At 38.6% G+C, this 25,993-nt stretch carries 27 protein-coding genes and 1 riboswitch; of the genes, 15 read left to right on the top strand and 12 right to left on the bottom strand.

Annotated features, from left to right (window positions below):
- The first annotated feature begins 115 nt into the window (after positions 1 to 115).
- Positions 116 to 484 (top strand): YkvA family protein, encoded by a 369-nt coding sequence (locus tag CKJ95_RS13945; RefSeq protein WP_245863960.1) that lies wholly within the window; start codon positions 116 to 118, stop codon positions 482 to 484.
- A 190-nt stretch (positions 485 to 674) separates the two neighbouring features.
- Here the strand turns inward: CKJ95_RS13945 and CKJ95_RS13940 are convergent, their stop codons facing one another.
- The 5 genes from CKJ95_RS13940 to CKJ95_RS13920 form a co-directional block, all read right to left on the bottom strand.
- A complete protein-coding gene (locus tag CKJ95_RS13940) occupies positions 675 to 926 on the bottom strand; it encodes a LexA family protein (RefSeq protein WP_099354045.1) in 252 nt (83 codons plus the stop codon).
- Positions 916 to 1,143, bottom strand: coding sequence for a hypothetical protein (locus CKJ95_RS13935; RefSeq protein ID WP_099354044.1), 228 nt, complete (start codon positions 1,141 to 1,143; stop codon positions 916 to 918). Before CKJ95_RS13935 ends, CKJ95_RS13940 begins: the two co-directional genes overlap by 11 nt.
- A 96-nt stretch (positions 1,144 to 1,239) precedes the next feature.
- On the bottom strand, positions 1,240 to 1,734 hold the full coding sequence (locus tag CKJ95_RS13930; protein ID WP_099354043.1) for a L,D-transpeptidase family protein: 495 nt from the start codon (positions 1,732 to 1,734) through the stop codon (positions 1,240 to 1,242).
- A gap of 134 nt (positions 1,735 to 1,868) precedes the next feature.
- Complete coding sequence (locus CKJ95_RS13925; RefSeq protein ID WP_257215802.1) at positions 1,869 to 2,480, bottom strand: hypothetical protein; 612 nt, start codon at positions 2,478 to 2,480, stop codon at positions 1,869 to 1,871.
- 144 nt (positions 2,481 to 2,624) lie between these two features.
- On the bottom strand, positions 2,625 to 3,017 hold the full coding sequence (locus tag CKJ95_RS13920; protein WP_099354041.1) for a cytosolic protein: 393 nt from the start codon (positions 3,015 to 3,017) through the stop codon (positions 2,625 to 2,627).
- Between the two features lie 153 nt (positions 3,018 to 3,170).
- Between CKJ95_RS13920 and CKJ95_RS13915 the strand changes: the two genes are divergently transcribed.
- The 3 genes from CKJ95_RS13915 to CKJ95_RS13905 all read left to right on the top strand — a co-directional run bounded on the left by CKJ95_RS13915 (position 3,171) and on the right by CKJ95_RS13905 (position 5,346).
- Positions 3,171 to 3,884: a YwmB family TATA-box binding protein gene (locus CKJ95_RS13915; RefSeq protein ID WP_099354040.1), complete on the top strand. Its 714-nt coding sequence runs from the start codon at positions 3,171 to 3,173 to the stop codon at positions 3,882 to 3,884.
- Positions 3,885 to 4,000: 116 nt separating this feature from the next.
- Entirely contained in the window at positions 4,001 to 4,513 is a 513-nt protein-coding gene (locus CKJ95_RS13910; RefSeq protein ID WP_099354039.1) for a YbaK/EbsC family protein, read from the top strand.
- Positions 4,514 to 5,124: 611 nt separating this feature from the next.
- Positions 5,125 to 5,346 carry a hypothetical protein gene (locus tag CKJ95_RS13905; protein WP_257215798.1) on the top strand — a complete coding sequence of 74 codons (222 nt, stop codon included), beginning with the start codon at positions 5,125 to 5,127 and terminating at the stop codon, positions 5,344 to 5,346.
- A 107-nt stretch (positions 5,347 to 5,453) separates the two neighbouring features.
- Here the strand turns inward: CKJ95_RS13905 and CKJ95_RS13900 are convergent, their stop codons facing one another.
- From CKJ95_RS13900 to CKJ95_RS13890, 3 genes are all read right to left on the bottom strand, one after another.
- A complete protein-coding gene (locus tag CKJ95_RS13900; protein WP_099354038.1) occupies positions 5,454 to 5,810 on the bottom strand; it encodes a GIY-YIG nuclease family protein in 357 nt (118 codons plus the stop codon).
- A 20-nt stretch (positions 5,811 to 5,830) separates the two neighbouring features.
- The gene (locus tag CKJ95_RS13895; protein ID WP_099354037.1) at positions 5,831 to 6,586 is read right to left on the bottom strand and encodes a DUF2087 domain-containing protein; all 756 of its coding nucleotides are present in this window, start codon (positions 6,584 to 6,586) and stop codon (positions 5,831 to 5,833) included.
- A 198-nt stretch (positions 6,587 to 6,784) separates the two neighbouring features.
- Positions 6,785 to 7,573 (bottom strand): Cof-type HAD-IIB family hydrolase, encoded by a 789-nt coding sequence (locus CKJ95_RS13890; protein WP_099354036.1) that lies wholly within the window; start codon positions 7,571 to 7,573, stop codon positions 6,785 to 6,787.
- A gap of 92 nt (positions 7,574 to 7,665) precedes the next feature.
- On the opposite strand from CKJ95_RS13890, the gene CKJ95_RS13885 reads away from it, so the two are divergent.
- Positions 7,666 to 9,372: a DUF2207 domain-containing protein gene (locus CKJ95_RS13885; protein WP_180271512.1), complete on the top strand. Its 1,707-nt coding sequence runs from the start codon at positions 7,666 to 7,668 to the stop codon at positions 9,370 to 9,372.
- Between the two features lie 110 nt (positions 9,373 to 9,482).
- On the opposite strand, the gene CKJ95_RS13880 is transcribed toward CKJ95_RS13885, so the two are convergent.
- Positions 9,483 to 10,865 carry a Glu/Leu/Phe/Val family dehydrogenase gene (locus CKJ95_RS13880; RefSeq protein WP_099354034.1) on the bottom strand — a complete coding sequence of 461 codons (1,383 nt, stop codon included), beginning with the start codon at positions 10,863 to 10,865 and terminating at the stop codon, positions 9,483 to 9,485.
- 160 nt (positions 10,866 to 11,025) lie between these two features.
- Between CKJ95_RS13880 and CKJ95_RS13875 the strand changes: the two genes are divergently transcribed.
- The 9 genes from CKJ95_RS13875 (at position 11,026) to CKJ95_RS13835 (ending at position 21,053) form a co-directional block, all read left to right on the top strand.
- Positions 11,026 to 12,366 carry an FAD-dependent oxidoreductase gene (locus CKJ95_RS13875; RefSeq protein ID WP_099354033.1) on the top strand — a complete coding sequence of 447 codons (1,341 nt, stop codon included), beginning with the start codon at positions 11,026 to 11,028 and terminating at the stop codon, positions 12,364 to 12,366.
- A gap of 117 nt (positions 12,367 to 12,483) precedes the next feature.
- A riboswitch (PreQ1 riboswitch) is annotated at positions 12,484 to 12,531 on the top strand.
- Between the two features lie 92 nt (positions 12,532 to 12,623).
- The gene (queF, locus tag CKJ95_RS13870) at positions 12,624 to 13,124 is read left to right on the top strand and encodes a preQ(1) synthase (RefSeq protein WP_099354032.1); all 501 of its coding nucleotides are present in this window, start codon (positions 12,624 to 12,626) and stop codon (positions 13,122 to 13,124) included.
- A gap of 264 nt (positions 13,125 to 13,388) precedes the next feature.
- Positions 13,389 to 14,972 (top strand): ABC transporter substrate-binding protein, encoded by a 1,584-nt coding sequence (locus CKJ95_RS13865; protein WP_099354031.1) that lies wholly within the window; start codon positions 13,389 to 13,391, stop codon positions 14,970 to 14,972.
- Positions 14,973 to 15,040: 68 nt separating this feature from the next.
- Positions 15,041 to 15,994, top strand: a complete 954-nt coding sequence (locus CKJ95_RS13860) for an ABC transporter permease (protein WP_099354030.1) — start codon at positions 15,041 to 15,043, stop codon at positions 15,992 to 15,994.
- 9 nt (positions 15,995 to 16,003) lie between these two features.
- On the top strand, positions 16,004 to 16,909 hold the full coding sequence (locus tag CKJ95_RS13855) for an ABC transporter permease (RefSeq protein ID WP_099354029.1): 906 nt from the start codon (positions 16,004 to 16,006) through the stop codon (positions 16,907 to 16,909).
- 34 nt (positions 16,910 to 16,943) lie between these two features.
- Positions 16,944 to 17,954: an ABC transporter ATP-binding protein gene (locus CKJ95_RS13850; protein WP_099354028.1), complete on the top strand. Its 1,011-nt coding sequence runs from the start codon at positions 16,944 to 16,946 to the stop codon at positions 17,952 to 17,954.
- The gene (locus tag CKJ95_RS13845) at positions 17,941 to 18,924 is read left to right on the top strand and encodes an ABC transporter ATP-binding protein (RefSeq protein WP_099354027.1); all 984 of its coding nucleotides are present in this window, start codon (positions 17,941 to 17,943) and stop codon (positions 18,922 to 18,924) included. The genes CKJ95_RS13850 and CKJ95_RS13845 overlap by 14 nt, the downstream gene beginning before the upstream one ends.
- A 23-nt stretch (positions 18,925 to 18,947) precedes the next feature.
- Positions 18,948 to 20,081: a M20 family metallopeptidase gene (locus tag CKJ95_RS13840; RefSeq protein ID WP_257215797.1), complete on the top strand. Its 1,134-nt coding sequence runs from the start codon at positions 18,948 to 18,950 to the stop codon at positions 20,079 to 20,081.
- A gap of 33 nt (positions 20,082 to 20,114) precedes the next feature.
- Entirely contained in the window at positions 20,115 to 21,053 is a 939-nt protein-coding gene (locus tag CKJ95_RS13835; RefSeq protein ID WP_099354026.1) for an ATP-grasp domain-containing protein, read from the top strand.
- Positions 21,054 to 21,133: 80 nt separating this feature from the next.
- Here CKJ95_RS13835 and CKJ95_RS13830 read toward each other — a convergent pair whose 3' ends face one another.
- The 3 genes from CKJ95_RS13830 to CKJ95_RS13820 all read right to left on the bottom strand — a co-directional run bounded on the left by CKJ95_RS13830 (position 21,134) and on the right by CKJ95_RS13820 (position 24,461).
- The gene (locus tag CKJ95_RS13830; RefSeq protein ID WP_099354025.1) at positions 21,134 to 22,315 is read right to left on the bottom strand and encodes an MFS transporter; all 1,182 of its coding nucleotides are present in this window, start codon (positions 22,313 to 22,315) and stop codon (positions 21,134 to 21,136) included.
- Positions 22,316 to 22,489: 174 nt separating this feature from the next.
- Positions 22,490 to 23,632, bottom strand: a complete 1,143-nt coding sequence (locus CKJ95_RS13825) for a coiled-coil domain-containing protein (protein WP_099354024.1) — start codon at positions 23,630 to 23,632, stop codon at positions 22,490 to 22,492.
- A gap of 409 nt (positions 23,633 to 24,041) precedes the next feature.
- Positions 24,042 to 24,461, bottom strand: a complete 420-nt coding sequence (locus CKJ95_RS13820) for an acyl-CoA thioesterase (protein ID WP_099354023.1) — start codon at positions 24,459 to 24,461, stop codon at positions 24,042 to 24,044.
- A gap of 96 nt (positions 24,462 to 24,557) precedes the next feature.
- On the opposite strand from CKJ95_RS13820, the gene CKJ95_RS13815 reads away from it, so the two are divergent.
- Complete coding sequence (locus CKJ95_RS13815; protein ID WP_099354022.1) at positions 24,558 to 25,613, top strand: AbrB family transcriptional regulator; 1,056 nt, start codon at positions 24,558 to 24,560, stop codon at positions 25,611 to 25,613.
- Positions 25,614 to 25,993: the final 380 nt, after the last annotated feature.

Below are 25,993 nucleotides of genomic sequence, written 5' to 3'. Positions count from 1 at the left end.
GATTTGAGGCATAATAAGGAAAGTGTAATTTTAAAGCTTGTACAATGATTCATTTATTCGCCTATGTAGTACAATAGTAGTAAAAGATTCAGATAACTTAAAATGGGGGATTCACATGGATGAAATGGAAAAGCATTATTCAGACGATAAATTTTGGGAAAAACTTAAAAAGTTTGCGTTAAGAGCGGGTCATTCAGTCGTATATACGGCACTATTACTGTACTATGTCCTTCAAAAACCAGATTTGCCTGCAAAAGCAAGGGTGACGATCTTGGCTGCGTTGGGGTATTTTATTTTTCCAGTGGACCTCATTCCAGACCTTGCGGTAGGTATCGGTTTTACAGATGACTTAGGTGCCTTAGGTGTTGCCCTTTTCCAAGTTGCCATCCATATTGATGACAATGTCAAAGCAAAGGCAAAAGCAAAGTTAGTTGACTGGTTTGGAGATGATGTCGATACCTCAGAGGTGGATGAAAAACTATAACTTTATTCAGCAGAGGTCCTCTACTTATGTAAGCAAGAGTTGTTTGATTATGGTTCAAATCCAGACTGAATAAAGTTAATGCCTCCGGCGGATGCCACAGATTTTCAGAGGTAATTTTTCGAGCAAGCACGAAAAAACCTGGGCGCAAATACGTCAAGGCGTATTTGATTAAGTTTAACAAGAACTACCCTTATTTTGCCTGGGGTAGTTCTTTTTTTAGAGTGATGGATCGTGGTGTTCTGGGTTCATAATGCAGGGCTCCTTTTTCTTTAAGGCGATCTAGATATGCTTTGATTGTGCTTGTTGAACTCACCGAAGTACAGAGTCTAGAAAGTTCACGCATCGTCGGAGCTTTGTGGAATTTCTTGATATATTTTTCGATTTGTTCAAGTAATTCCTGTTCGGTGTCCTCCATACGCTTTTGTAGTGTTCTAATTTGCAAACTTAACAACTCCTTTTTTCCTTGGTTTATCAGCAGATAAGATGCTATCTATTTTAAAGGTTCTCTTTTTATGACGAAGCAAACAATAGGCTTTTATGGTATGTTCATTGATTTCGTAAACGTTGATTAGGCGTTGTGTAAGTATGCCATTTTGAGACATATAGATGATTTCGATAGGTGTGTGCTGAGCCAGGGCTCGTTGTAAAATCCCGCGCATGTAATCATCTCCTTTTTTATATTATATACGAACGTACATTCTATTATCAACATAAATAGGAACGTTTATTCGTGTTTTGGGAGATGTTTAAATAAATTAAGGATGTATGAAAACAGGTGTGCCAATTGAAATGGTTCGTGCCAGTTCCTCGACATCTCGGTTATGCATTCGAATACAGCCTCTTGAAACGAATTTACCGATAGAGCTTGGATCATTGGTTCCATGGATTCCATAGTGTTCTTTCGATAAACTCATCCACATCGTGCCAAACGGTCCGCCTGGATTTGGTGCTTTATTAATGATAATAAAGTTCCCAATAGGTGTGGCATGTAGCATGCGGCCAACAGCGATTGGATATTGTTTTTGTAAGACTCCATTTTTCAATAATCGTAATGTACGGTTATTAATAGAGACCTCAATTTTAAAGGGAAGGGTTGAAGGGTCTGGGAAACCGGGGATCACGATGGATTGTCCTGGATAAATCAGATTAGGATTAATGGAAGGATTAGCTCGAATAATTTCAAAAAGTGGTTTTCGATAATCTTGGGCAATTTGACTCAATGTTTCACCAGGTTTTACAGTATGAATCAATAGGAGTACCTCCTTATTTATACGGATATATTTATCTTATTAATTAACCAATGAAAAGAGCCTGTACCTGTGGCTTGACAAGCCAACCTATGTTAAGGGGAATAAAAAAACACCAGGCTACAAGACCTGGTGAATTATGATTTGGATGAAATGGTTGAATTTGATTGTTGCGTTGGGTCTGGAATTCTTTTTCCGGGAATGCCGTTTGTCTCCAGCAATTCGATGATCTTATCAAGATGTTCTTCATTTTCAACAACAACGAAATTGAAGAATGGGAAAATACTTTTTACCTTAATCGTTAACTTATAGCCGAAATTAATACGGTCATTTATGCCATACAAATCATGCCAGCGGACAATTCGCTCGACTTCATATTCCTTGACTCGGCTATAGGAAAAATATCGGCCCTGAAGGATAATACCTTTTGGTAATAAAAAGAGGTTTCCACGGTGGCGAACTGCACTAATGAGTGCAAAAAAGAAATAGGCCATAGAAAAAAAGGAAGACCCTAAATAATCTGTTGTAAGAATAACAATTAATAGTCCTATGAGAGCTACGATTACAGCCGCCGTTCCCCATTTGACAATTTTATAAGATCTCGTTGATTTAGATAGTGGCTCCATTTCCTTATACTCATTTGGGATGAGGAGGCCACGGAACTCCGCTTCCGTTTGCGGGAAAAGGGCTTCTTTTGAAAGATCGACTGCCTTTTTAATACTGATTCTGTATTGAAACAAATAATACACACCAAGTATGAAAACAATTGAAAAAAAGATATCTACAAACAAATAATCACCGACCTTGGTTTTTACATTATTTTCTATATATCTATTTTTTCATATTTTTAGCTTTTTGAAAAGGAAAAAGACCACATTGCTGTGGCCTTCCTCTTACGCTTGTTTTGCATCTTCAACGATATGGTATAGCAGGTGAGCGAGGTGATGGATGGGTCCATACTCTTGCTCTTCGTCTTCTGTTTCTTCATCTGAGAACTCAAGGTCATTAAGGTACAATGCCATAAATTCATAAAAATCCTTAAGCTCAAATGAGAAACAGTATGTAGGTTCTTCACTATCTTCTTCATATTGAAGGGCAAGATAATGGATATTCCCTTCGGCATCCGCGCCATCGAAAAAGACAAAAAAACCAATATTTGTATCAAGTTCAAATAAGTGTCGCGTACCACCTTCAGTCACACGATTAAAATCGTCTTCTTCAAGAATACCGACCTTCATTGCTTCAACAGCATCTTCTTTATGAAACGAAACAGTAATTGATTTCAAAAATCACACCTCCTTAGGCTCATCTTTAGATTGTACTAAAAATATAAAAAGTAAAACAGCTAAAAGAAAATTAATCGATTTTTAAGATTACTAGATTTTTAGGTATAGATCATAAAAACCCTGGCTATCCTTGTTAAAGAGGTGAGGGACAAAATGAAAATGACAATTGCATTAATCCTATCGTTCGGAATTTTAGCAGGATTTTATAATAATCAGGAAGAAATTATTAAAAAAAATGATCTAGTGGATATAAAAGAAATGGCAGATAAAAATGAAGTTGAAATTTCATCTTGGATGGCCTTATCTCGTGGTAAGGTTGGACAAGCAAATAATGTACATGAAATGAAACAACAAATTGAAACATTCATGAGCGATCATGGTTCATATAGTTGGAAAAGCATTCTTAAAGAAGAAAACAGCCATTATGTTTGGCAAGGATTAAAAGAAAATGATAATGGAATTACGGAGTCAATTAAGCTAAAAGCCTATAAATCGGGTGATCAGTACGAAATCGCCATCACGAATGAAGCAAAAGGGAATCAGCTTACTGCAGACCATGTTGAGTGGGTAGGTGAAACTTTTATGGAAAGTAATACTTTTTATACAGTCTCTGGAGTAATGAAATCCAAAGCAAACCAATTAGATGAGGTTGCTGCAAAGATGGTTGGAGATGTTAATGCAATAATGGTGGAACAGCTACAAGAAAAGAGTTTTGTGTCGGTTTCAGCTTATTCGAAAGTTTTTGAATCTGAATTGAAAACAGTAAATCAGGATAAAATTAATCTTCAACTAGGTTTACGAGCAGATGCAGATAAAAATGTAATCGACGTAACGATTGGAACGCCAATTATTACAACTGAATATTAGAATTAAGTAGCTTGGGCTAGTTTCCAAGCTATTTTTAAATTGAAGAGCATATTTTGTGATTTTTTTAAATTGTATGCTAAATTAATAGAATAAACTTCGAAGAAAGGATGAATATTATGTCACTTGAGAGTGTAAAAGAGCATTTCAAAAAATGGAACCGTGAAAAAGATGTGATGGAGTTTGATTCAGTAAGTGCAACCGTTGATCAGGCTACTGATACAATCGGCGTGGCTCCTGAACGGATTGCAAAGACCCTTTCCTTTCGAGGAAAAGAGGATGCTGCTATTTTAGTTGTAGCAGCGGGGGATGCAAAAATTGATAATAAAAAATTCCGTAATACATTTGGATTTAAGGCAAGAATGCTGTCTGCACAAGAAGTGATCGAACAAACTGGACATGTCATAGGTGGTGTTTGCCCGTTTGGCCTGGCGAACAATCTTGACGTTTACTTGGACGAATCACTAAAGCGTTTCACCACCGTATTTCCAGCATGCGGCAGCATCAATTCTGCTATTGAACTAACTTGTGATGAACTATTCCAATACTCTGAAGCAAAACAATGGATCGACGTATGCAAAGGCTGGAAACCCGAGGAAACAGCAGAAAAAGAAGCAGTCCAAAACATATAAGTGGGATAGCTCCCTCGTCCACCGTATTTTTACAGGGATAATAAAATCGTTTGGGTAGTTACAAATACAGGGGAATCCTCTTCATTGAGGTTATGAAGGGGAAAACGAGTAGGGGGATCCCGAGAAATCCTCTTCATCGAGGTTATGAAGAGGAAATCGAGTTGGTGGATCCAGAGAAATCCTCTTCATCGGGGTTATGAAGAGGAAATCAAGTTGGTAGATCCATAGAAATCCCCTTCATCGGGGTTATGAAGAGGAAAACGAGTTCGTAGCTCCATAGAAATCCTCTTCATCGAGTTTATGAAGAGGAAATCAAGTCGGTAGATACAGAGGAATCCCCTTCATCATGCTCAATCTGCCTCTCGTCCAAATTAATTTCCCCGACGAGAGCTTTATTTAAATCTTGTAAAATACCAAGGCACATTTAATCGGAACCAATCAAACAATCTAACATAATCTGTTATGAAGGCCCAAAAATCCATACTAAAAAATAAGCAACAGGAGGGTTACAGATGTTTTATGCACGGTTGGTTCAATATACACTAGGAAATGGGCAGAGGTTAACTGCAGAGAAGCTAACAAAAGAGTTTGATTGAGTTAGTAGAGGGCTAATGGGATTTAGAGGAAATGTCTATTTTTTTGATGATTCTTCTGGTGAATATAGGGCAGTAAACTATTGGGATACCAAACAAGATGCCGAGTCTGCACATAAGGTAATCTCTCCAAAATTAGAAGAAGCGCTACAACAATACACAAATGAAAAGCCTACTTATCGCTTCTTTGAAGTATTGATGCCATTGATGATGGGGAGATTATCTCATCACATACCATAACTAAATGAAAAAAAGAGCTTGTTAACTCAAGCTCCCTTTATGTGCCAACAAGTTGAGGATTGCACCATTACACCATATTTTTACAGGGACAATGAACCTGTGTCCCATTATTTTTTCTTGTTGTATCCACGGTCTTCGTAGGGTTGGAGGTGTTCTAACCATTTGTTTTCGAGTTCTTGTAAGGCTTCTTTTTCATTGAAGTAGGGATCGTTTTTCTTTTTGAGTGTTTCTAGTATCTCAAAATTGAATGCACTTGCACCGTAATGATTCCAATCTTCTTGGAGCGCTTTGTTCGTAGGTGAGGCTGTGCCTGCTTCTAAACTGAATTTTAACCCGTTTAACGTTTTAAAGTTTCTCGTGCTTCCAATGAAAAGCTTCCCATTCTGATTGTTCTTTATCTGGTAAACACCTGCTTCAATTGGCATTTCTTTATATTGTTGTTTCAGTTCTTTTTTTCGATCCATAGTGGACACTCACTTTCTTCTTATTGTTTCAGCCAATATTGACTGCCATCATTCTTTCTTTCTAAAAATCCATAACTGATTAAATATCTTCGTATCAATACAAAATCTTCATACAATCCTTTTAATATCTGATTGATTTCTCTTTCGCTGTATGTGATGTTACTCTCAAAACGTTTTGTTATTTCACGCAATACAATCAGTCTTTGTTTTTCTTTTGGTGGGAATTTTAATAAACGACCATCGATCCCTTCTGGTAAAAACTTATCAATGATTTCTTGTTGCTCCTGCTCTGTAACAGCATATCGATCATCAACCATTGTCGCTGTTTTATGAGGGGTGACAAAGGCTGGTGCGTATTGATCTTTTTCTTTTAGCAACTCCATGATGGCTAAGAAGGTCTTAGCTTGGCGTTCTTTTTCTTTTAATGCAAAACGATGATGTCTAATTGTCGAGGTACTGCCAATCCCCATGTCTGCTTGAACTTCTTTATCGCTTTTTCCTTGGTAGAAAAGACGAAGTAGCTGATTTTGGTGATCCGTAAGCCCAGTTAGTTTTTTATCAAGTTCGATTAAATAATCAAACACAGATTGATGGGTAGATTCGATATGAATACGCATATACCTCTCCGCTTCATAAAGAACCTTTTCATGGGGATAAATGACCCCTTTTTCTATTTTCTCGCCGCATAAAAGGCAGACATATGAATCTGACTCTTGGATATACCCCTTTTTAAGTTCATCTAGTGAGGCGTTCCAAAAATTTTCCGAGACATCCATTGTATAAACACATCCGTTCAAAGTTTGATTAATAACAAACACTTTTGTAAAATGTTTATCTTTTAACCAAAATTTTATAGTTACTTTAGCTGAAAGTCAAACATTTTATCTAATTGTTTGTATAAAAGTAAACGTTTTGTCTAAAAGTTTAATTACCGTACGAAAAAAGACTAGGACCTATTTATCCTAGTCTTTCATTCATTCAACCAGCCCCAGCTGTTTTAATCCGTTGTATACCCCAGAGTGCTCAACGTCCGTTGTTTTATAATTTGCATAGGAAAATAAATCAGGATTGGCATTTCCCATGGCAAATCCAGAGCCGACTGCTGACAGCATTTCTTTGTCATTCATGCCATCTCCAAAAGCAGCGGCTTGTTCTGGTGAAAAGTGAAGGGAAGCTAACACAGCTTTTACGGCAACCCCTTTGTTTACCTTATCACGAATGACATCGTGACATGTTCTCATACCGTCCACATTAACGGAGGAGAGATGAATCCCATCGATATGTTCGAAATATGTTTCTGAATGTTCCTCCGTCGTAATTATCGTGGAACCTAAAATTTTCTCTTTTTTCGTTTCATCGTAAATCGCATTTTTTCGTAGATGGAAGGTTTTGATAAACTCTTTTACAATTTTAGATTCCATGCTATTGAAGATATTTTTGTTTTGAGAATATAGAACAATATCGTAATTGTTTTCCTTGATCGTATGTAAAAGGTTGTCAACTAAGCTAGCTGGAAGTGGTTCATTAAACAGTGTTACACCACGATGAATGGCAAAAGCACCATTATATGCGATATAGGATGAAATTGACAGTTCGTCTCCAATATCCGTTATTTCATGAAGCGGTCTACCAGTTGCGAGAAATACTTCAATTCCACTTTGCTGAAGGTGGGCAACCGCTTTTTTGGTGGATTCTTCAATGGTATCGTCCGGTCGTAAAATCGTTCCGTCTATGTCAAGAAACACAATTTTTATATCAGGCATTTATTTTCTCCTTTTTGAAATAGTATACCACGTTAGTTTGAAACCATATGAGGTGTTTATTCGTATGAATAAGTATGAAGGAGGGGACGGGTATGCGTAAGAAAATTGGTGGCATTATTTTATTACTAGTATTCCTTTTGTTTTTTCCCATGCAAGGTTTTGCGGTTGATTTTTGGATCAATGATGTAAATATGGATGCGCATTTGCAGGATGACGGTACTGTTCACGTGACGGAAACTCATACATACGATTTTGACGGTGAGTTTAACGGGATAACACGGACTGTCATCCCGAAAGAAGGAAGTGCGATTAAGGACTTTTCCGCTACTGAAAATGGAGCGGAGTTACGAGTAGAAAAGGAAGATGATCTTTATAAAATTCATCGTAAGGGTGAGGATGAGACAATAACTGTCACACTCTCCTATACGATTGAAAAGGGTTTGGAAATTTATCAGGATGTAGCTCAATTTTATTGGCCATTTTTTGATAATCGAAATGAGGCGACCTATGAAAATCTCGTCATCACCGTTCATCCGCCTCAATCAACAAGCAAAGTGATTGCATTCGGGTATGATGAGGCATTTCAAAAGGAAACTGTGAAATCGGACGGCTCTGTTGTCTATCAGTTCGGAGAAGTTCCGAGTGAATCAAATGGAGATATCCGGATTGCTTATGATGTTAGTCTTTTTTCTGGAGCAAGCTATGTAACCTCTGATAAACCGATGAAAGCAGAAATTATGAATGCAAAAAATGAACTGCTTGCGAAAGCGCAGGAATGGACTGAGACACAAGACACTCTTTCTAAGGTAGCGATTGTATTAGTACCGCTTTTAGCATTAGTGTTTATTCTCATAATGATTCGAAATCGGATGGAAGGTCGAGCAAAGTTAGTGTTGGTAAGAAGCGAAATGACAAATCCGGGTGTACTTCCAAAACAGGACCTTAGCTTGCCTGCAACTATCCTTTTTACTAACCACAATTATCTTCCACAAGGGCAGTTGTTGGCAGCTACGTTATTGGACTTGGTGAGGAAGAAGATGGTTAGACAGGTTCCGGATGAAAAGTTTCAGCTTGTGAACCAAACTGGGGCACTACCCCATGAGAGCCTATTAATTGAGTGGTTATTTGAAAAGATTGGTCAAAATGGCGAGTTTAGTTTTACAGACCTAGAAGACTATTCAAAAAACAAGAAGAACTCCGATAAATACTCTAGCTTCCAAATGAAGTGGGGCGAGGCTGTTCGAAACGAAATTAAGGAACGCCAACTTTATGAGGACAAATCAAAGTTCAAATTGATTCTTGGGCTATTATGCATTATACTGGTTCCGTTTTTAATCTTGTTTCCAATGTATGAGTTATTTTCTTGGTTTGTTTTAGATTTGATTTTGTTTGGAGGAATCATCATCTATTTGATTGCCTATCGACCGAAAAATATCGAAGGTTTGCGAATTTACCATAAATGGCTCCTGTTTAAAGAGAGTTATAAAACATTGTCAACGGATGAATGGAAAAAATGGTCCGAGGATGACCAGATGCGTGCCTATATATATGGACTTGGTATGGGAGACAAGGAATTGAAAAAGCAGAATGAGGATTTAATATCCGCAATTACTAAGCCTTATTACAATAATAGCGCTGGTTTTTATCCTTATTCGGTAGCCTCATTTGGTTATGTTGGACCTAACGCAACAGCCCACTTTGAATCTGCAAATGAATCCATTGGAAGTGGAAGCAGCAGCTCGAGCAGCACAGGTGGAGGAGGAACCGGAGGCGGCGGAGGCGGATCTGGCGCATTTTAGGGACACAGGGACAGGTCCCGCGTCCCACCATATTTTTACAGGGACAATGTACCTGTCCCTCTGACCCACAAATTAAAGCGGGAGCCCACTGGCTTCCGCTTTACCTATTGTCAGTATAATTTTCCTTGTCGATATAGGACTGTTGATAGTCTAGTGACGGCATGAATATAACAGTTTTGGCGCAGTGTGAAGGAGTCTACGAAGAACGTCGGTAAGATCGCATCCAATGTTGCCTTCATTTTCTGCAATAGCTGACTAAACACTTCTTCCTCGGAATAAAATTGAGTTTCGCGACCCTGCAGCCACTCTAAGTAAGAGACGATAACACCGCCTGCGTTTGCGAGAATGTCCGGTACAATCAGGACACCTTTTTTACTTAAGAAATCATCTGCGTCCTTGGTTATAGGGGCATTCGCACCCTCGACAATAATAGGTGCTTTAATTTTCTCCATATTATCCTTATGGATTTGATCCTCTAAGGCAGCAAGAATAAGGGTGTCTACATCTAAATAAAGGATAGCCTCTCGGTCAAGGACTTCAGCCTTAACGCCTGCTGCGACTAACTCCTCATCGGAAATAGGGAGATCCCCTTTGTTGCTCTTCGTGAATTTCACGAGGGATGGGACGTTTAAACCATCCTCATTAAATAAAGTAACATTCCGATCACTAACAGCTACAACTTTATTTTGCAAATTAGAACATTGATAAGCCTCTAGAGCAGCGATAGAACCGACATTACCAAAGCCTTGTACTGCGAGCTTCATTGACTGGTTTTCAAATTTGACCACTGTCTTTGCAAACACATTATCGGTTTTCGTAAGTAGGCCCCTTTGATTTTGAAGAAAATCATGAAACAGGTATCGGAACGTAAAATAGACACCTTTCCCGGTAGCTTCACGTCGTCCTAATGAACCACCATTGACCACGCTTTTGCCGGTAAAACTCCCGCGATATGGTGTGCCTGGTCGGATGCTTTTATATTCTGCCATCATCCAATCCATCTCGCGCTCGCCTGAACCAACATCTGGTGCTGGGATATCTTTATCAGGACCGAGACTATCTGAAAAGTAACGAACATATTTTTTGCAAATTAGATGAAGTTCTTTTTCAGAAAGTGTTCTAGGATTGATAACGAGTCCGCCTTTTCCGCCACCAAAAGGAACGTCATGAAGGGCATTCTTTAATGTCATCAGAGATGCAAGATTAATTACTTCATCTTCATTGACTGTTTCGTGAAAACGGATCCCACCCTTATAAGGACCTAAAGCATTATTATGCTGGACGCGATAGGCTGGAATACGAACCACCTGACCATTTTCTAACGGGATTCTTAAAAAAGACTTATGAACATGATTCGGGGTTGATAGTATTGAGGCTAGTGAGGTAAAAGCTTGCTCACGGGTTTCCCCAGATAACTCTGGAATAAACGTATCATCCTTCATTAATGCATCTAATGAATTTTGGACAATCAGCTTTGTTTTATTCAATTCCATTCCTCCTTGTTGAAAGCGTTGTTACACCTACAATTGTAACATATTGACGGTGTAAATGTGGGTTCAGGACACTGGACCTGTCCCCTTTTCCCAAGGATTAAGCTCGTTTCACTACATAAACTGGCAAATGGAAGGAAAATACTAGAATGGAGGGATTTTGATGAAATTTATTATTATTGGTGGCGATGCAGCGGGAATGAGTGCTGCTATGCAAATTGTACGGAATAGCTCAGGAAATTCGATTACCGTGTTTGAGAAGGGCGGCATCTATTCATATGGTCAATGTGGGTTGCCTTATGTGATAGGTGGGAAGATTGAGTCTACAGACAAAGTGATTGCAAGAACACAACATGAATTCAAAGAAAAGTATGATATTGATGCAAGGGTCTTTCATGAGGTAAAGAGCATTGATGCGGAACAAAAGGTTGTACGGGGAATTAATCTTTCCACGGGAGAAGACTTTGAACAATCATATGACCGTTTGCTAATTGCAACGGGTGCCAGTCCAGTTGTCCCAAATTGGGAAGGGGGTTCACTTCAAGGCATCTTTACGCTAAAAACAATACCAGATACTGAAGAAATTTTAGATTATGTGTACAAGGGCTTCCGAGATGTCAAAGACGTAACAATCATCGGTGGTGGTTATATAGGTCTTGAAATGGCAGAAAGCTTTGCGGAAATAGGAAAAAACGTCACCATCATTGAGAGAAATGATCAGCTTGCTGGCATTTTCGATCGAGATCTTGCTGATCTCATTCATGATGAGGCGAAGAAGCATCATCTAACACTAAGACTTGGGGAATCAGTAGAAGGTTTTATAGGAAAAAGCTTTGTTGAATCTGTAAAAACGGATAAAGGTGAAATTAAATCGGATTTGGTTTTAATTGCCGTAGGAGTGAAACCAAATACAGAGTTTATTAATGGTACGGGAATTGTAACAGGAATAAAGGGAGCAATCCAAGTAAATTCGTCTATGCAAACAAATGTGGAGGATATTTTTGCAGCGGGTGACTGTGCAATACAGTATCACCGAATCAAGGAGCGGGATGATTATATTCCCCTTGGGACTCATGCCAACAAACAGGGGCAGATCGCTGGATTGAATATGGTCAATTTACATAGAACCTTTAAGGGTGTAGTTGGAACATCGATTATTAAGTTTTTTGATTTATCACTTGGTCGAACTGGGCTTTCAGAAAAAGAAGCGGAGAGGTTGAATATACCCACTGATTCTGTCACAATCCGTGCGCGAGACATTGCGGGCTATTATCCAGATGCAAAGAAGATGACCGTGAAATTAATCTACCATAAAGTCTCCCGCAAGCTTCTTGGTGGACAAATCATTGGCGAAAGTGGTGTAGACAAACGGATTGACGTCCTATCCACCGCCCTATTTCACAACATGTATATAGACGAATTATTGGATTTAGATTTAGCATATGCCCCACCTTACAATGGCGTTTGGGATCCTATTCAGCAGGCTGCAAGAAAAGCGAAATGAGGACACAGGTTTTGTGTCCTACCAAAAATTGGTGGGACAAGGGACCTGTCCCTGTGACCCACCATGCTTGACGTTTTTGGTGGGGTCTTATATTATATGGGAAGATACTTGGTTTAATCGAGAGAGGTTCATAGCTCATAACCCTCTATAAAAAACTATGGATACATGACTATGATGCCATGTCCATATTGGACGTGGCTTTTTATATGTTTGTTCAATTTAGTTTGAAAAGAATACTAGAACAGGGAGGTTTTTTCATGTCAGGAAGAAGTCATGAAGAAGGATTGAATGATTTAACTTTACTTGGAAATCAAAATACAAAATATAGTTTTGAGTACGCACCAGAGGTTTTGGAGTCTGTTGATAATTTACATCCAGACCGGGATTATTTTGTGAAGTTCAATTGCCCGGAGTTTACGAGTCTTTGCCCACTGACACATCAGCCGGATTTTGCAACGATGTACATTTCGTATGTTCCAGATAAGAAAATCGTTGAAAGCAAGTCTTTAAAACTATATTTATTTAGTTTCCGTAACCATGGTGATTTTCACGAAGATTGCGTGAACATCATTATGAATGACCTTATTAAACTATTGGATCCACGTTATATCGAGGTATGGGGCAAGTTTACTCCACGCGGAGGCATTTCAATCGATCCTTGGTGTAATTATGGTAAACCGGGTACGAAATATGAGGAAATGGCACAGTTTCGCATGATGAACCATGACCTCTATCCTGAAAAAGTAGATAACCGATAAGGGATTGTTTTCTATATATGAATGCACACGTGTCCATAACGTGTGCATTTTTTTACGCTCTAAAAAATTGGTAAATAATGCTTATTGCAAATGTAATCACTTTTACTTGACATGGACTCAATAAAATAGTTAAATCGTATATGTTTAGTAGGAATTAATTTTTCGATAAATCTCTCTTATAAGATAAATAAAATAAAAGCTTAAAAGAGTAGTAGTTAACAGGACTAAACGTATAAGATTACATATCATCGGGGGGTAGTGACATTGAAAAAACGAACAAAACTCATTTCATTATTATTACTAAGTGCACTTCTTTTGCTTGCAGCATGTGGTAATAATGAAGATTCGAAATCAGGCTCTGAGTCAAAAGAAGCGACGATTAATAAGGATGCTGAATTAAATATCGCATATCCTACAAACCTACAAACATTAGATCCACATTTAACAACAAATCAATCAACAAGAGACGTAGCAAGACAAATATTTGAACAGCTTTTAACACTTAATGAGAACTATGAAGTAGTTCCGATGCTGGCTGAATCTTATGACGTAAGTACTGATGGTCTTACGTATACGTTCAAACTAAGACAAGGCGTAAAGTTTCATAATGGAGAAGAAATGCAGGCAGATGATGTTGTAGCTTCTATGGAAAAGTGGATGAAAACATCGACTCAAGGTAAAGCAAACTTAAGTGGTGCACAATTTGTTGAGGTCGACCCATACACTGTAGAATTGCATGTTGATAAGCCATCTTTAATTGTTCCTTTTGTACTGGCTGATGCAGCTCCGTTCCCAGCAATTGTTCCAAAAGAATCAGTTGAAGGTGCTAGTGATACTGGATTAACAGAATATATTGGTACAGGTCCATTTAAGCTTGAAGAATGGAAAGTTGATCAACATATTCACTTAACACGATTTGACGAATACGCAGCAAGAGAAGACGAAAGCAGTGGCCTTGGCGGAAAGAAAGAAGCGCTTGTAAAAGATGTTTACTTCCACATTGTCACAGATGAATCTACAAGGGTATCAGGTGTTACAACCGGCCAATATGATATTGCATTTGAAGTTCCGTTTGACAGTGCAGATCAAATTGAATCAACTGATGCTGTAACGAATGTATTTGATGAAGGTGGAATTGCCACTTATGTGTTTAACAAAAAATCAGGTCCGTTTTCTGATTTAAAATTAAGAGAAGCGTTTAATACTGCTCTTAATGCAGAAGAAGCAATGATTGCTGCTTATAGTGATGATCGATTCTTTACATTGGATTCTGGTCTTGCATTACCAAACCAAATTAACTGGCATAGCGATGCAGCAAAGGAAAAGTATAATATAGGTGACATTGAAAAAGCGAAAAAGTTAGTAGAGGAATCAAGTTATAACGGTGAGGAAGTTGTTATATTAGCAACGAAAGACTACACCGATCAGTACAATTTAGCTGTTGTTGCTCAACAAGTACTTGAAAGCATTGGAATAAAAGCAAAACTAGACGTATATGACTGGCCAACAGTTCAAGAAAGACGTGTAGATCCAAATAACTTTGATATGTTTGCCATGACATTTGCTGTTAGACCAACGATTCACCAAAATCCATTCCTGGACTCTAAAGCAGAGTATCCTGGTTGGACTAACAGTGGAAAAATTGACCAATTACTTGTAGATATTAAATCAGCTTCATCATTTGAGGATGCAAAACCATTAATTGATGAGCTTCAAACAGAGGTTTGGAATTACTTACCAGTCTCTAAGGTTGGGAATATCCAAGACTTAGTAGCTGTAAGTGATGATGTAAAGGGTTATAAAAATCTCATTGGCCCAATCTTATGGAATGTAAGTAAGAGTGAATAAGGTGAAGCTCCAGCGATGAAGGCGGCCGATTAGATCGCCTTCATTCAGAAGTAAAGGATGATGATAAATTGCTAAAGTATATTGTACAACGATTATTTTCATTACTTCCCATATTGCTGGTAGTTGCCATAGTTGTCTTTTTCTTGGCCCATCTGACACCAGGTGATCCCGTTACCGTTCTTCTTGGAGATGAAGCTTCAGAAGAGACCAAAGCCGAGTTGCGAAAGGAACTCGGCTTTGATTTGCCTCTTTATACTCAGTTCTTCCTGTGGTTCAAAGGGGTCATCATAGGTGATTTAGGAGATTCCTATTTTCTGAAAATGCCAGTAACACAAGCATTTTTCGAATACTTAGGACCGACTTTATCATTGGCGATCATCTCGCAAATTATTGCGATTATTGTGGCCCTTGTTCTTGGTGTCTTTGCAGCGAAAAAGAGAGGCACCTTCATGGATCAGGCAGTTATGGGAATATCTCTATTTGGTATTTCAGTACCTAGCTTTCTAGTAGGTTTATTTTTAATCTTAATTTTTTCCGTTCAATTGCAATGGCTTCCTGTTGCAGGCTATCGCCCTTTAAGTGATGGGTTCTGGGAACATCTCCGTTACCTTATCCTACCTGCAATTGCCCTTGGCATGATGCAAGCTGCGTTAATTGCAAGAATGACGCGGTCTTCAATGCTAGATGTAATGAAGACGAATTATATAAAAACGGCTAAATCCAAGGGGTTACATCCAAACAAAATCACCTTCAAGCATGCTCTCCGTAGTGCATTTATTCCAATCCTAACCGTCATCGGAGAAAGCTTTGGAACGTTAATTACAGGAGCAGCTGTAGTTGAAACTGTTTTTAATATTCCTGGAATTGGACAGTTAATTGTTAACTCAATCGAGAGAAGAGATTTTCCTGTTATTCAAGGAACAGTTTTAATGATCACTGTAACCTACGTTTTATTAAATTTAGTGATTGATTTGCTTTACGGCGTGGTTGACCCGCGAGTTCGCTTAAATCAGAGAAAATGAGGAGATTACATGAAGAGTGAAATACAAGTAAGTAAGCCATCGACTCTTTTCGTAAAAAAACAACGTAATTGGACGCGGCTCCTATCTAATAATATGCTCCTTACTGGTTTAATCATCATTTCGATATTAACCATCATTGCTTTATTAGCACCTGTTTTAGCACCATTTAGTCCTTATGAAATTAATCCACAGAACCGACTTCAGCCACCAAGTGGAGAGCACTGGTTTGGTACAGATAACTTTGGTAGAGATTTATTTACAAGGGTCCTTTATGGAATACGGGTATCAATTATAGTTGGGCTTTCAGTCGCAATTATTACGGGTATCATTGGTTTAATCATTGGCCTTTTATCCGCTTATTTTACTGTGCTTGACCATATTTTAATGAGAATAGTCGATGGTCTGTATGCTTTCCCTTCTATTCTTCTAGCAATGGCTATTGTGGCTGTCAGAGGACCCAATACAGTAAACGTGATGATTGCTCTTGTGATTGTCTATATTCCTTCCATTGCAAGGGTAGTTCGATCTGCAGCATTAGTTGTAAAGGAGCAAACATATATTGAAGCACTAAAGGCACAAGGGGCAAGTACATGGAGGATACTAGTTATTCACACCATTCCCAACGTACTTTCACCGGTTATTATTCAAACCACCTTTATATTCGCTGTTTCTATTTTAACGGAGGCTTCCTTAAGCTTCTTAGGCGCAGGGATTCCAGCGCCAGAACCTAGCTTAGGAAATATATTGTTTGATGGGAAAAGCGTGATATATAAGGCCTGGTGGATGACTGTATTTCCGGGTAGTTTCATCGTCCTCCTTGTTCTTGGATTAAACCTTGCGGGTGATGGCCTTAGAGATGTAATGGATCCAAAAATTGTCCACGCAAAGCGAAAAAAGAGTCTTGTAAAAAAATAAAATTGTAGAATTTGTACCATTAGGAGGGGATAGCATGAACAGCGACTATTTACTACAGATTGATAAATTACGAGTTTCTTTCTGGACAGAGAAAGGGCGATTAACGGCTGTTGAAGATGCTTCCTTTTATATAAAACAGGGTGAAACACTGGGGGTTGTTGGTGAGTCAGGTTGTGGTAAGAGTGTAACTGCGGAGTCTATCCTGAAATTACATGATGACCAATTGACCGATTACGAGGGAACAATATCCTATCATAACCAGAACCTCTTAACAGAATCAGAAAAATCCCTTAGAAAAATACGGGGGAATGAAATCTCAATGATTTTTCAAGACCCAATGAGTTCACTAAACCCCGTCTATACAATTGGTGACCAAATTGTTGAATCGTTGAGATTACACAAAAAGCTGTCAAAGAAAGACGCCTATCAAAAAGCGATTGAGGTACTGCGATTAACAGGAATTCCTTCTCCTGAACAAAGAATTCATGATTACCCTCATCAACTTTCAGGCGGAATGCGGCAAAGGGTTATGATTGCTCTTGCGATTTGCTGCGAGCCAACCCTGTTAATTGCGGATGAGCCAACAACCGCATTAGATGTTACGATTCAAGCGCAAATCTTGGATGTGATGAAAGACCTTCAAAAGAAAACAAGTATGGGAATTATGATGATTACCCATGATTTAGCGGTTGTAGCAGAGACATGCGATCGAGTAGTCGTTATGTATCTCGGTCAGGTGATCGAGGAAACAGATGTGAAGGATTTATTCAATAATCCTCTTCATCCATATACAATCGGTCTTTTTAAATCAATGCCAAACATGGATAGTGATCGAACAAAGGAACTCCATGAAATCGATGGTTCTGTACCATCTCTTCATCAAATTCCACAAGGGTGTCGATTTGCGGGCAGATGTGAATTTGCTACGGACAAATGTAGAAATGAAGCTCCAATGCTTGAGGAAGTAACAGACTCACATAAGGTAAGATGCTGGCATCATCAAGAAATTTCCTTGAAGAGGGGGACTTCAAATGGCAATTCTTAAAGAAAAAGAACCAATCATAAAAGTGAAAAATTTAAAGAAGTCCTTCACAACTGCATCATCATCCTTTTTTAAGAAAAATGTAGTCAGGGCAGTAAATGATGTTTCCTTTGAAATCTATGAAGGTGAGACATTTGGAATTGTTGGAGAATCGGGCTGTGGTAAAAGTACGACCGGTCGAACAATCCTTAGACTGACAGAGCCATCTGGGGGAGAGGTATTTTATAATAACCAAAATATCTTTGACATGAAAGAGAAGCAATTTAGGACGATTCGTCAGGATTTACAAATGATATTTCAAGACCCCTATGCATCGCTTGATCCTAAAAAAAGAATTGGATATAGCCTTGAAGAATCGATGATCATCCAAAAAATCGGTACGAAAGCAGAGCGAAAGGAAAGAGTGCTTGACCTTCTTGAACAGGTTGGATTCAGTAAAGAGCACTATGATAAGTTTCCACATGAATTCTCTGGTGGCCAAAGACAACGAATTGGAATTGCTCGTGCGCTCGTATTAAACCCTAAGTTTATCGTTTGCGACGAACCTGTTTCTGCACTTGATGTTTCAATTCAGTCACAAATTCTTAACTTGTTAAGAAAGCTTCAAACCGATCTAAAGCTATCTTATTTATTTATCGGTCATGACTTGAGTGTGGTTCGGTATATTGCGGACCGAATCGGAGTGATGTATCTCGGTGAAATGGTTGAAAAGGCACCAACTGATGAACTATTTAAAAATCCATTACACCCGTATACTCAATCTTTATTGTCAGCAGTTCCGATTCCTTACCCAGAAAGTAGAAGGGAACGGATTATTTTAAAAGGGGACGTTCCATCACCACTTTCCGTTCCGAGTGGGTGTGTGTTTCATACACGTTGTCCATATGCTACAGAACGATGCAGATTAGAAAAGCCAGTTAAAGTTCAAGTGGATGGTAATCATGAAGTACAATGCCATCTATATGATGAATAATTGATCTAAGGAAGTGTCTAAAAGTGAAGGATAACATTATTGGTAATGAGGATAAGATGCTTGAGTTAATTGAAACTCTTGTCAATATTGACAGTGGTACATACGTCAAGCACGGTGTTGACAAGGTTGGAAAGGTTCTTCTTGAAGAATATAAATCTATCGGGTTTCAAGTGGAAATCGATGAACAAGAAATTGTCGGAAATAATCTTTTAATACGCCATCCAGAAGCTATTAGTCCCCAAATTGTGATTATTGCTCATATGGATACTGTGTTTAAAGAAGGGACCGTTGCGGAAAGACCTTTCAGAAGAGAAGGAGATTACGCATATGGACCTGGTGTGATTGATATGAAGTCAAGCCAAGTTACGACCCTATTTGCTCTTAAGGCATTAATCGAAGGTGGTAGCAACGCCTATAAGAATGTAGAAATCATCCTAAATACGGATGAGGAAATTGGTTCTATCTATTCTAGAGAACTTATTGAAAGAACAGCTAAAGATAAAAAATATGCCCTTATCCTTGAACCTGCGCAAAATGGTAATCTGGTAAGCGAACGTAAAGGTGGAGGCAAGTACTTACTAAAAATCACAGGGAAGTCTTCACATGCGGGAATAGCACCTGAAAATGGAGTAAGTGCAATTGAGGAACTAGGGAATAAAATCATAAAGTTGCACAAGTTAACAAACCGGGATGAAGGAATTAATGTAAATGTCGGGATTGTAAAAGGTGGAACATCCGTCAATACGATAGCACCTTATGCTGAAGCTTTTATTGACGTAAGAATTAATACCGCTGAGCAGGGAGACGCCATTGATAAGGCGATCAAAGAAATTTGTAGCAAGTCGGATGTTCCAGGTACAACGCTTGAATTATCAGGAAAGATTACGAGACCGGCATGGGTATTAACTGAGGAGTCTCAGAAGCTTATTGATATAATAGCAGATGAAGGGAAAAAGCTTGGCCTTGAACTTTCTCATGAAAAAAGTGGTGGAGGTTCAGACGGGAATTTAACTGGATATATGGGTATTCCATCCATAGATGGGCTTGGTCCTGAGGGTGGAAATGCACATGAGGAATCAGAGTTTCTTCATATTCCTTCACTTACAGTAAGAACAAACTTACTAGCAAACGTGATTCAGAGACTAAGTGATCAATAGGACCAATAGGTAATACGAAGGGAGACGTTCTATATGTCTAAAAAAATATATATTATCCATGAAAATGATGATTGGACTTCACATTTAACAAAACGATTGGATGAGTTAAATTTACCATATGAGGCATGGCATCTTGATAAAGGGGTCATTGATTTAACTGCAGAACCACCTGAGGGTGTTTTTTATAACCGCATGAGTGCTTCTTCGCACACAAGGGATCACCGATTTGCTCCTGAATTAACAGGCGGGATTTTAGATTGGCTCGAATTCCATAATCGCACTGTTTTAAATGGTAGTAATGCCCTTCGTCTTGAGTTGAGTAAAATCAAGCAATACACGGCGCTTGAAAAAAATGGGGTACGCACTCCGAAAACAATTGGTGCAGTGGGCCGTGAGCAAATTATTGAAGCTGCTGAAAAGCTAGGAACAGTACCTTTTATTACAAAACATAATCGTGCAGGTAAAGGACTTGGTGTACAATTATTCCAAACTGTTGAGTCCTTGAAGGCATACGTAAATAGCCCTGCATTCGAAGAGCCAGTCGACGGGATTACACTCATCCAAGAGTATATCCAATCACCAGAATCCTATATTACAAGAGCTGAATTTGTTGGTGGTAAGTATGTATATTCTGTACGAGTTGATACGTCAGAAGGATTTGAGCTTTGCCCTGCAGATGCATGTCAAATTGGCGATTTGTTTTGCCCAGTTGGGGAAGAGGTTGAAGTACGTCCTAAGTTTGAAATTATCGACGATGTTGACCCAGAACAGATTGCGCGTTACGAAGCATTTTTGAAAGATGTAAACATTGATGTAGCAGGTATTGAGTTTGTGAAAAATGCAGATGGTGAAGTCTTCACCTATGATGTTAACACAAACACCAACTACAACTCCGATGCAGAAGCGAAAGCAGAAAAATACGGAATGCTTGAGCTTGCAAAATTTCTTGGCGAGGCACTAAATAGAATATAAGTTGGACAGGGACCATAGGGACGGTTCTATTGGTTCTTTCCAATTTAATGATAAAGTGAAAACAAAGGGTAGCATGATTGCTACCCTTTGTTCGTTTGTGCCGTATGCATTTTCTTCGTTTTTGCTGTATACATTCTAAACAGTATGAAAGCGACAGCGGATAGGAATATACCTGATATATAGGGTAATCCCATTGAAATTGTATAAAGCAGACCACCTAAAATAGGTCCAAGAATTCGTCCAAGCGAATCGAAGGAGGACAATAACCCAGTGACGCTTCCATGTCCCGTCTTAGATCGCTTCGTTAGTAATGCCGAAACTGCAGGACGAATGATGCCATTTCCTACTCCAAATATGGTTAAATAAATCGCGGCTGTCACGAAATCCTTTGTAAATAAAATAAGGAAAAAACCTACGGCTGACAAGAATATTCCAATTTGGATGACAAAACCTTCACCAAACCGTTTCGTTAGCCTTCCCACTAATCCACCTTGTACAATCGCTCCAGCGAGTCCCATAATCATAAAAATATAACCGAGCTCAGTCGTCCCCAATCCAGCTTTTTCCGCCGCAAAATAAGCAAACGTAGCTTCAAGCCCTGATAGGGATAAAGTGATAAAAAGAGAAAGGAAAAACAGAACACTTTCAGGACCGTTAAGTGCTTTTAACAGACCCGTTCTTTTTCGGTCTTTCGGATGCCTCTGCTCTTTTGATAGAGATTCTTTAAGGATGAACATGACAAGGAAGAAGGTAAGTAAAGACAAGGTTCCAGCTATGTAAAATGGCATTTGTAAGTCCGTCTTTGAGAAAATACCACCAATTGCTGGTCCAAAGATAAATCCTAGCCCAATAGATGCACCAATGATGCCCATTCCTTTACCACGGTCTTCCTCGGAGGTAATATCGGCAGCATATGCCATTACGGTTGGCATATTTGCGGCTGAAAGAAAGCCACCAATGATTCTTGCTGCAAACAACATCCATAATTCTGTCGATAACGCCATGAGAAAGAATGAAACCGCAAGTCCAAAGATACCAATCATAATAACTGGCTTACGTCCAATACGGTCGGAAATTCTTCCCCACATCGGTGCAAACAAGAATTGCATTAATGAATAAACAGCCATGAGTAATCCTAATTCAGTAGGTGAAGCACCAAGATCTTCTGCATAAAAGGGTATGACAGGAATAATGATCCCGAACCCGACATAAACCAAAAACATAACTGCAAATAATATAGGTAATGCTTTTTTTGTATCCAACGTATGTCACTCCAGTATGATAGCTTACTTTCCTATCATAAATTAAATGAAAACAATTTGAAAGTAATCGGGGGGAGAGTCAAAGAAATTTTTTGTGAGGGACAATATCTTCCCATTTTCTTCACAAAAAAAGCACCTTCAAAGATGAAGATGCTTTAGTCTTGGGCTCGTCCATTACATAACTCGTCTTACGTGCCCTTTAAAATGGTTTTTCCAATAGCCGCTTGTCATATCAGCAATACCAACACCGGTAGAGCTTTGTGAGCCGATAAATTTACCGCCACCCATATAAATTCCAACATGTCCATCTTTTTTATAGGTGTCAAAGAATACTAAATCGCCAGGTTTCATGTTACTAACTGATACAGCGGTACCTTGATTTCTTAATACACTAGTACTGGAACCAACACTTACACCAGCTTGTGCGAATGCCCAGTGTACAAATCCAGAGCAATCGAATCGGCCATTTGCAATATCATAAGCACTTCTTCCGCCACCAAATACATAGACGGAGTTTCCTATGTATTTATATCCTGCATTTATTACTGTGCTGATTGAACCCGTAACCTTTGGTGTAGAGGTAGGGACTGAAGCAGTAGCAGTAGTATTAGATGTTGTTGGAGCTGAACTAGATGAAACAGTAGTGCTAACTGCAGGTGTTGCAGTAATCATACTAGCACGAAGGTCTTCAATGTCCGCTAAAGTTTTTTGTTCTTTTGATTGTAATGCAGCCTTTAATGCATCATTTTGAGCTTTTTGGTCTTCAATTTGACCTTGCATGGCTACCAATTCTTCTTTTTCGTTTGTTAATGCAGTTAGAGTCTCCTGAATCTTAGCTTGCTTTTCTTCAACCAGATTGATTGCTTTCGCTTGTTCATCAATTATTTCTTGGTCAGCTTGCATAATGGTAGAGACTGCACTCACACGGTTAATAAAATCAGAAAAGCTTTGTGCACCGAAAATAACATCTAGGTAACTAATCGTTCCACCAGATTGTTGCATCATGCGGGCACGTTCTTTTAAAATTTCATTACGAGCTTCAATTTCTTTTTCAAGTTGTTCAATCTCAGCTTCAAGAGTTTTAACTTGTTCTTCTGTTTTCTTAATTTCTGCTTCTGTTTGAGCGATCATTTTACGGTTATCTTCAATCGCTTGGTCAACCTTTGCAATTTGAGCATTTAATTCTGCTAATGCTTTTTTTGTATCAGAAAGCTCAGTTTGAAGTGAACTCATTGTTTCTGCACTAGTTGATATTACATATGGAGAAAAGGCACTTATCATTAAAGTGGCACTTAAGGTTACGAGTGTCTTTTTCAAGATAATTCCTACTTTCTTACTAATCTACTTAGTCTGTATCCGAGTCTTTTACTCTACCATATTATCATAAGTTTCTATAAAATTCTCCATTTGTCGCGAAATTGTTACATATTGTTAATATTGTAATGTTTCAAAACCTATTAGAATCAAGGTTTCGTAAAAGAGCAAATATGTCAATGTCGAAATATATTTGTAATATAAGCGGAATATTATTCCTACTAAAGTAGGATTTGAAAGGGCCTCGTGCCTATGAGGAGATTATAGGGAGTCGTAACGTGATTGAAGTATTTCATTGCTTTTTCAAACAATCGTTTGATTGAATGTGGAAACCTCTTAAAAAAAGGAGAGACAGGCGCTAAACAAACATTTGATTGAAAAATAAGGTGTCGACTAGCGCCTTCATTTTATGCTATAAAGCTTCTAATTCCTGTATTCTATGTTTAATGTCATCAGGTATAGGTGTAGATGATTTTGTAATATTGTTGTAATTTACTTGAATGGTTTCGGCTTCAACTAAGATTTCGTTATCTCGTGTTATGATACTCTCAAGGGTGAGGCTGGAAGTACCCAATTTTTTTACTCGAACATAAATAGTGATGAGATCATCTAATAATGCAGGTTTTTTGTACTCAACGGTACTTTTCACAAGAACTGGTTCAAATTGGGAAGAGTGTTGATTCGTAAGCCAATCAGGCCCAAGTATTTCACGCATGTATTCAGTGAAGCCGATATCTATATATGTAAGATAATGCGCGTTAAAAACAATTTTTTGACCATCGATTTCAGAATACCTCACACGGATCGTATGTGAAAAATGAAAGTTTTCCAAGCTGTTCCCTCCTTTTTACAAAGTATATTCTGCAAAGAGGGAATTTTTCCTGCATATTATAATAGAAGAATGATAAAGGAGAAAGGTCGTATATATATGAAATTTTCACAGCAGAAAGGCTTAATAGAGTCCTATATTATAGCAGGCGCGGGGGGGATGGTGTTCTATTTATTACACTTTCCGATTCCGTGGATACTTGGACCGATGACATTCATGATTTTATACAAAGCCATTACACATCGAACAATGGTTGTGTCGGCACGCTTGTACAATATTGGACTCGCAACACTAGGAATCTACTTCGGATTGTCGTTTACTAAAGAAACCTTTATTACGGTCTATCCCTATATTATCCCGTTTTTAATAATGACGATATTACTTTTGACGGTTAGCGTAGTAAACAGTATTTTTGTAACCCGGTTTATTAAAATTGATCCGATGACAAGTGTGTTCGGCTCGATTCCTGGGGGACTATCCGAAATGGTTGCCGCGAGTCATTCGTTAAAAGCAAATTCTGCAATGGTAACGATTTTTCAAACGGTTCGCTTGTTAACGGTTGTGTTCATGGTTCCGTTTATTGTGACACATTGGTTCATAGCAAGTGTTGGAAATCCATATGAGGTCACGAAAAATCTAAGCAGTGTACCTGCTTATGCATATTTATGGTTCAGTGTAGCGTTCTTAGCGGGGTGGCTCCTTCGAAATAAGCTCCCAGCGGCGTATGTAATTGGTCCACTTGCAGTTACGGTTTTACTTGGTGTAGTGGGAGTAGGGTTACCACCTATTCCATCATGGTTATTAATTCTTGCCCAAATCACGGTTGGGATGAGAATGGGAAATAATATCAATCTAAGAGATTTAAAGATTGGTGGAAAATATTGTGGAGTTTACTTTATTCTCACGTTGTTATTACTCGTATTCTCATTTGGCTTTGGCTATCTATTTGCCATAATTTCAGATTTAGATGTACCAACTGCTTTACTGAGCTTTTCACCAGGTGGTTTGGTTGAAATGGTATTAACTGCGACCGCAATCGGTGCAGATCCAGCAGTAGTGAGTTCATTACAACTAATTCGACTTTTGTTCATAATTTTAATCGTACCGAGCTTTTTAAAATGGATGTTTACGAGAAGGGAAAAAGTAGCCGCATAACAAAAAGAAGAATTCAAACAAACATTTGATTGAAGACGGAAACCCTTGTGTGCCAAGGGATGTAAGTTAAACGAGCGTTTGAGGGGAGCATTTGTAGTTTCTGGAAATTCTGTAAGCAAAAATTCAAACAAACGTTTGATTGAAAATGAACCCCCATGTGCCCCAAAGGATAGACCGCTAAACAAACGTTTGTTTGAAAAAGATTATGTCAACTAGAGTGGGGTTTTACGCTTGTTAGAGGAATATCGGAGAAGCGGTGCATTTCAAAGAGGCTAGAGTACAGTCAATATCCTAGAAATTGGTAAGTGATGTTGCTCTGAGAGGCTTAGAGTACTATCAACATCCTAGGAACTGGAAATTGATGTCACTCCAAAAGGTTT

Origin of the sequence: Fredinandcohnia onubensis, assembly GCF_002734285.1 — a bacterium.
GTDB classification, from domain to species: domain Bacteria; phylum Bacillota; class Bacilli; order Bacillales; family Bacillaceae_L; genus Ferdinandcohnia; species Ferdinandcohnia onubensis_A.
The sequence above is the reverse complement of the archived record's forward strand: the minus strand, read 5'-3'. Positions and strand labels throughout refer to the sequence as shown.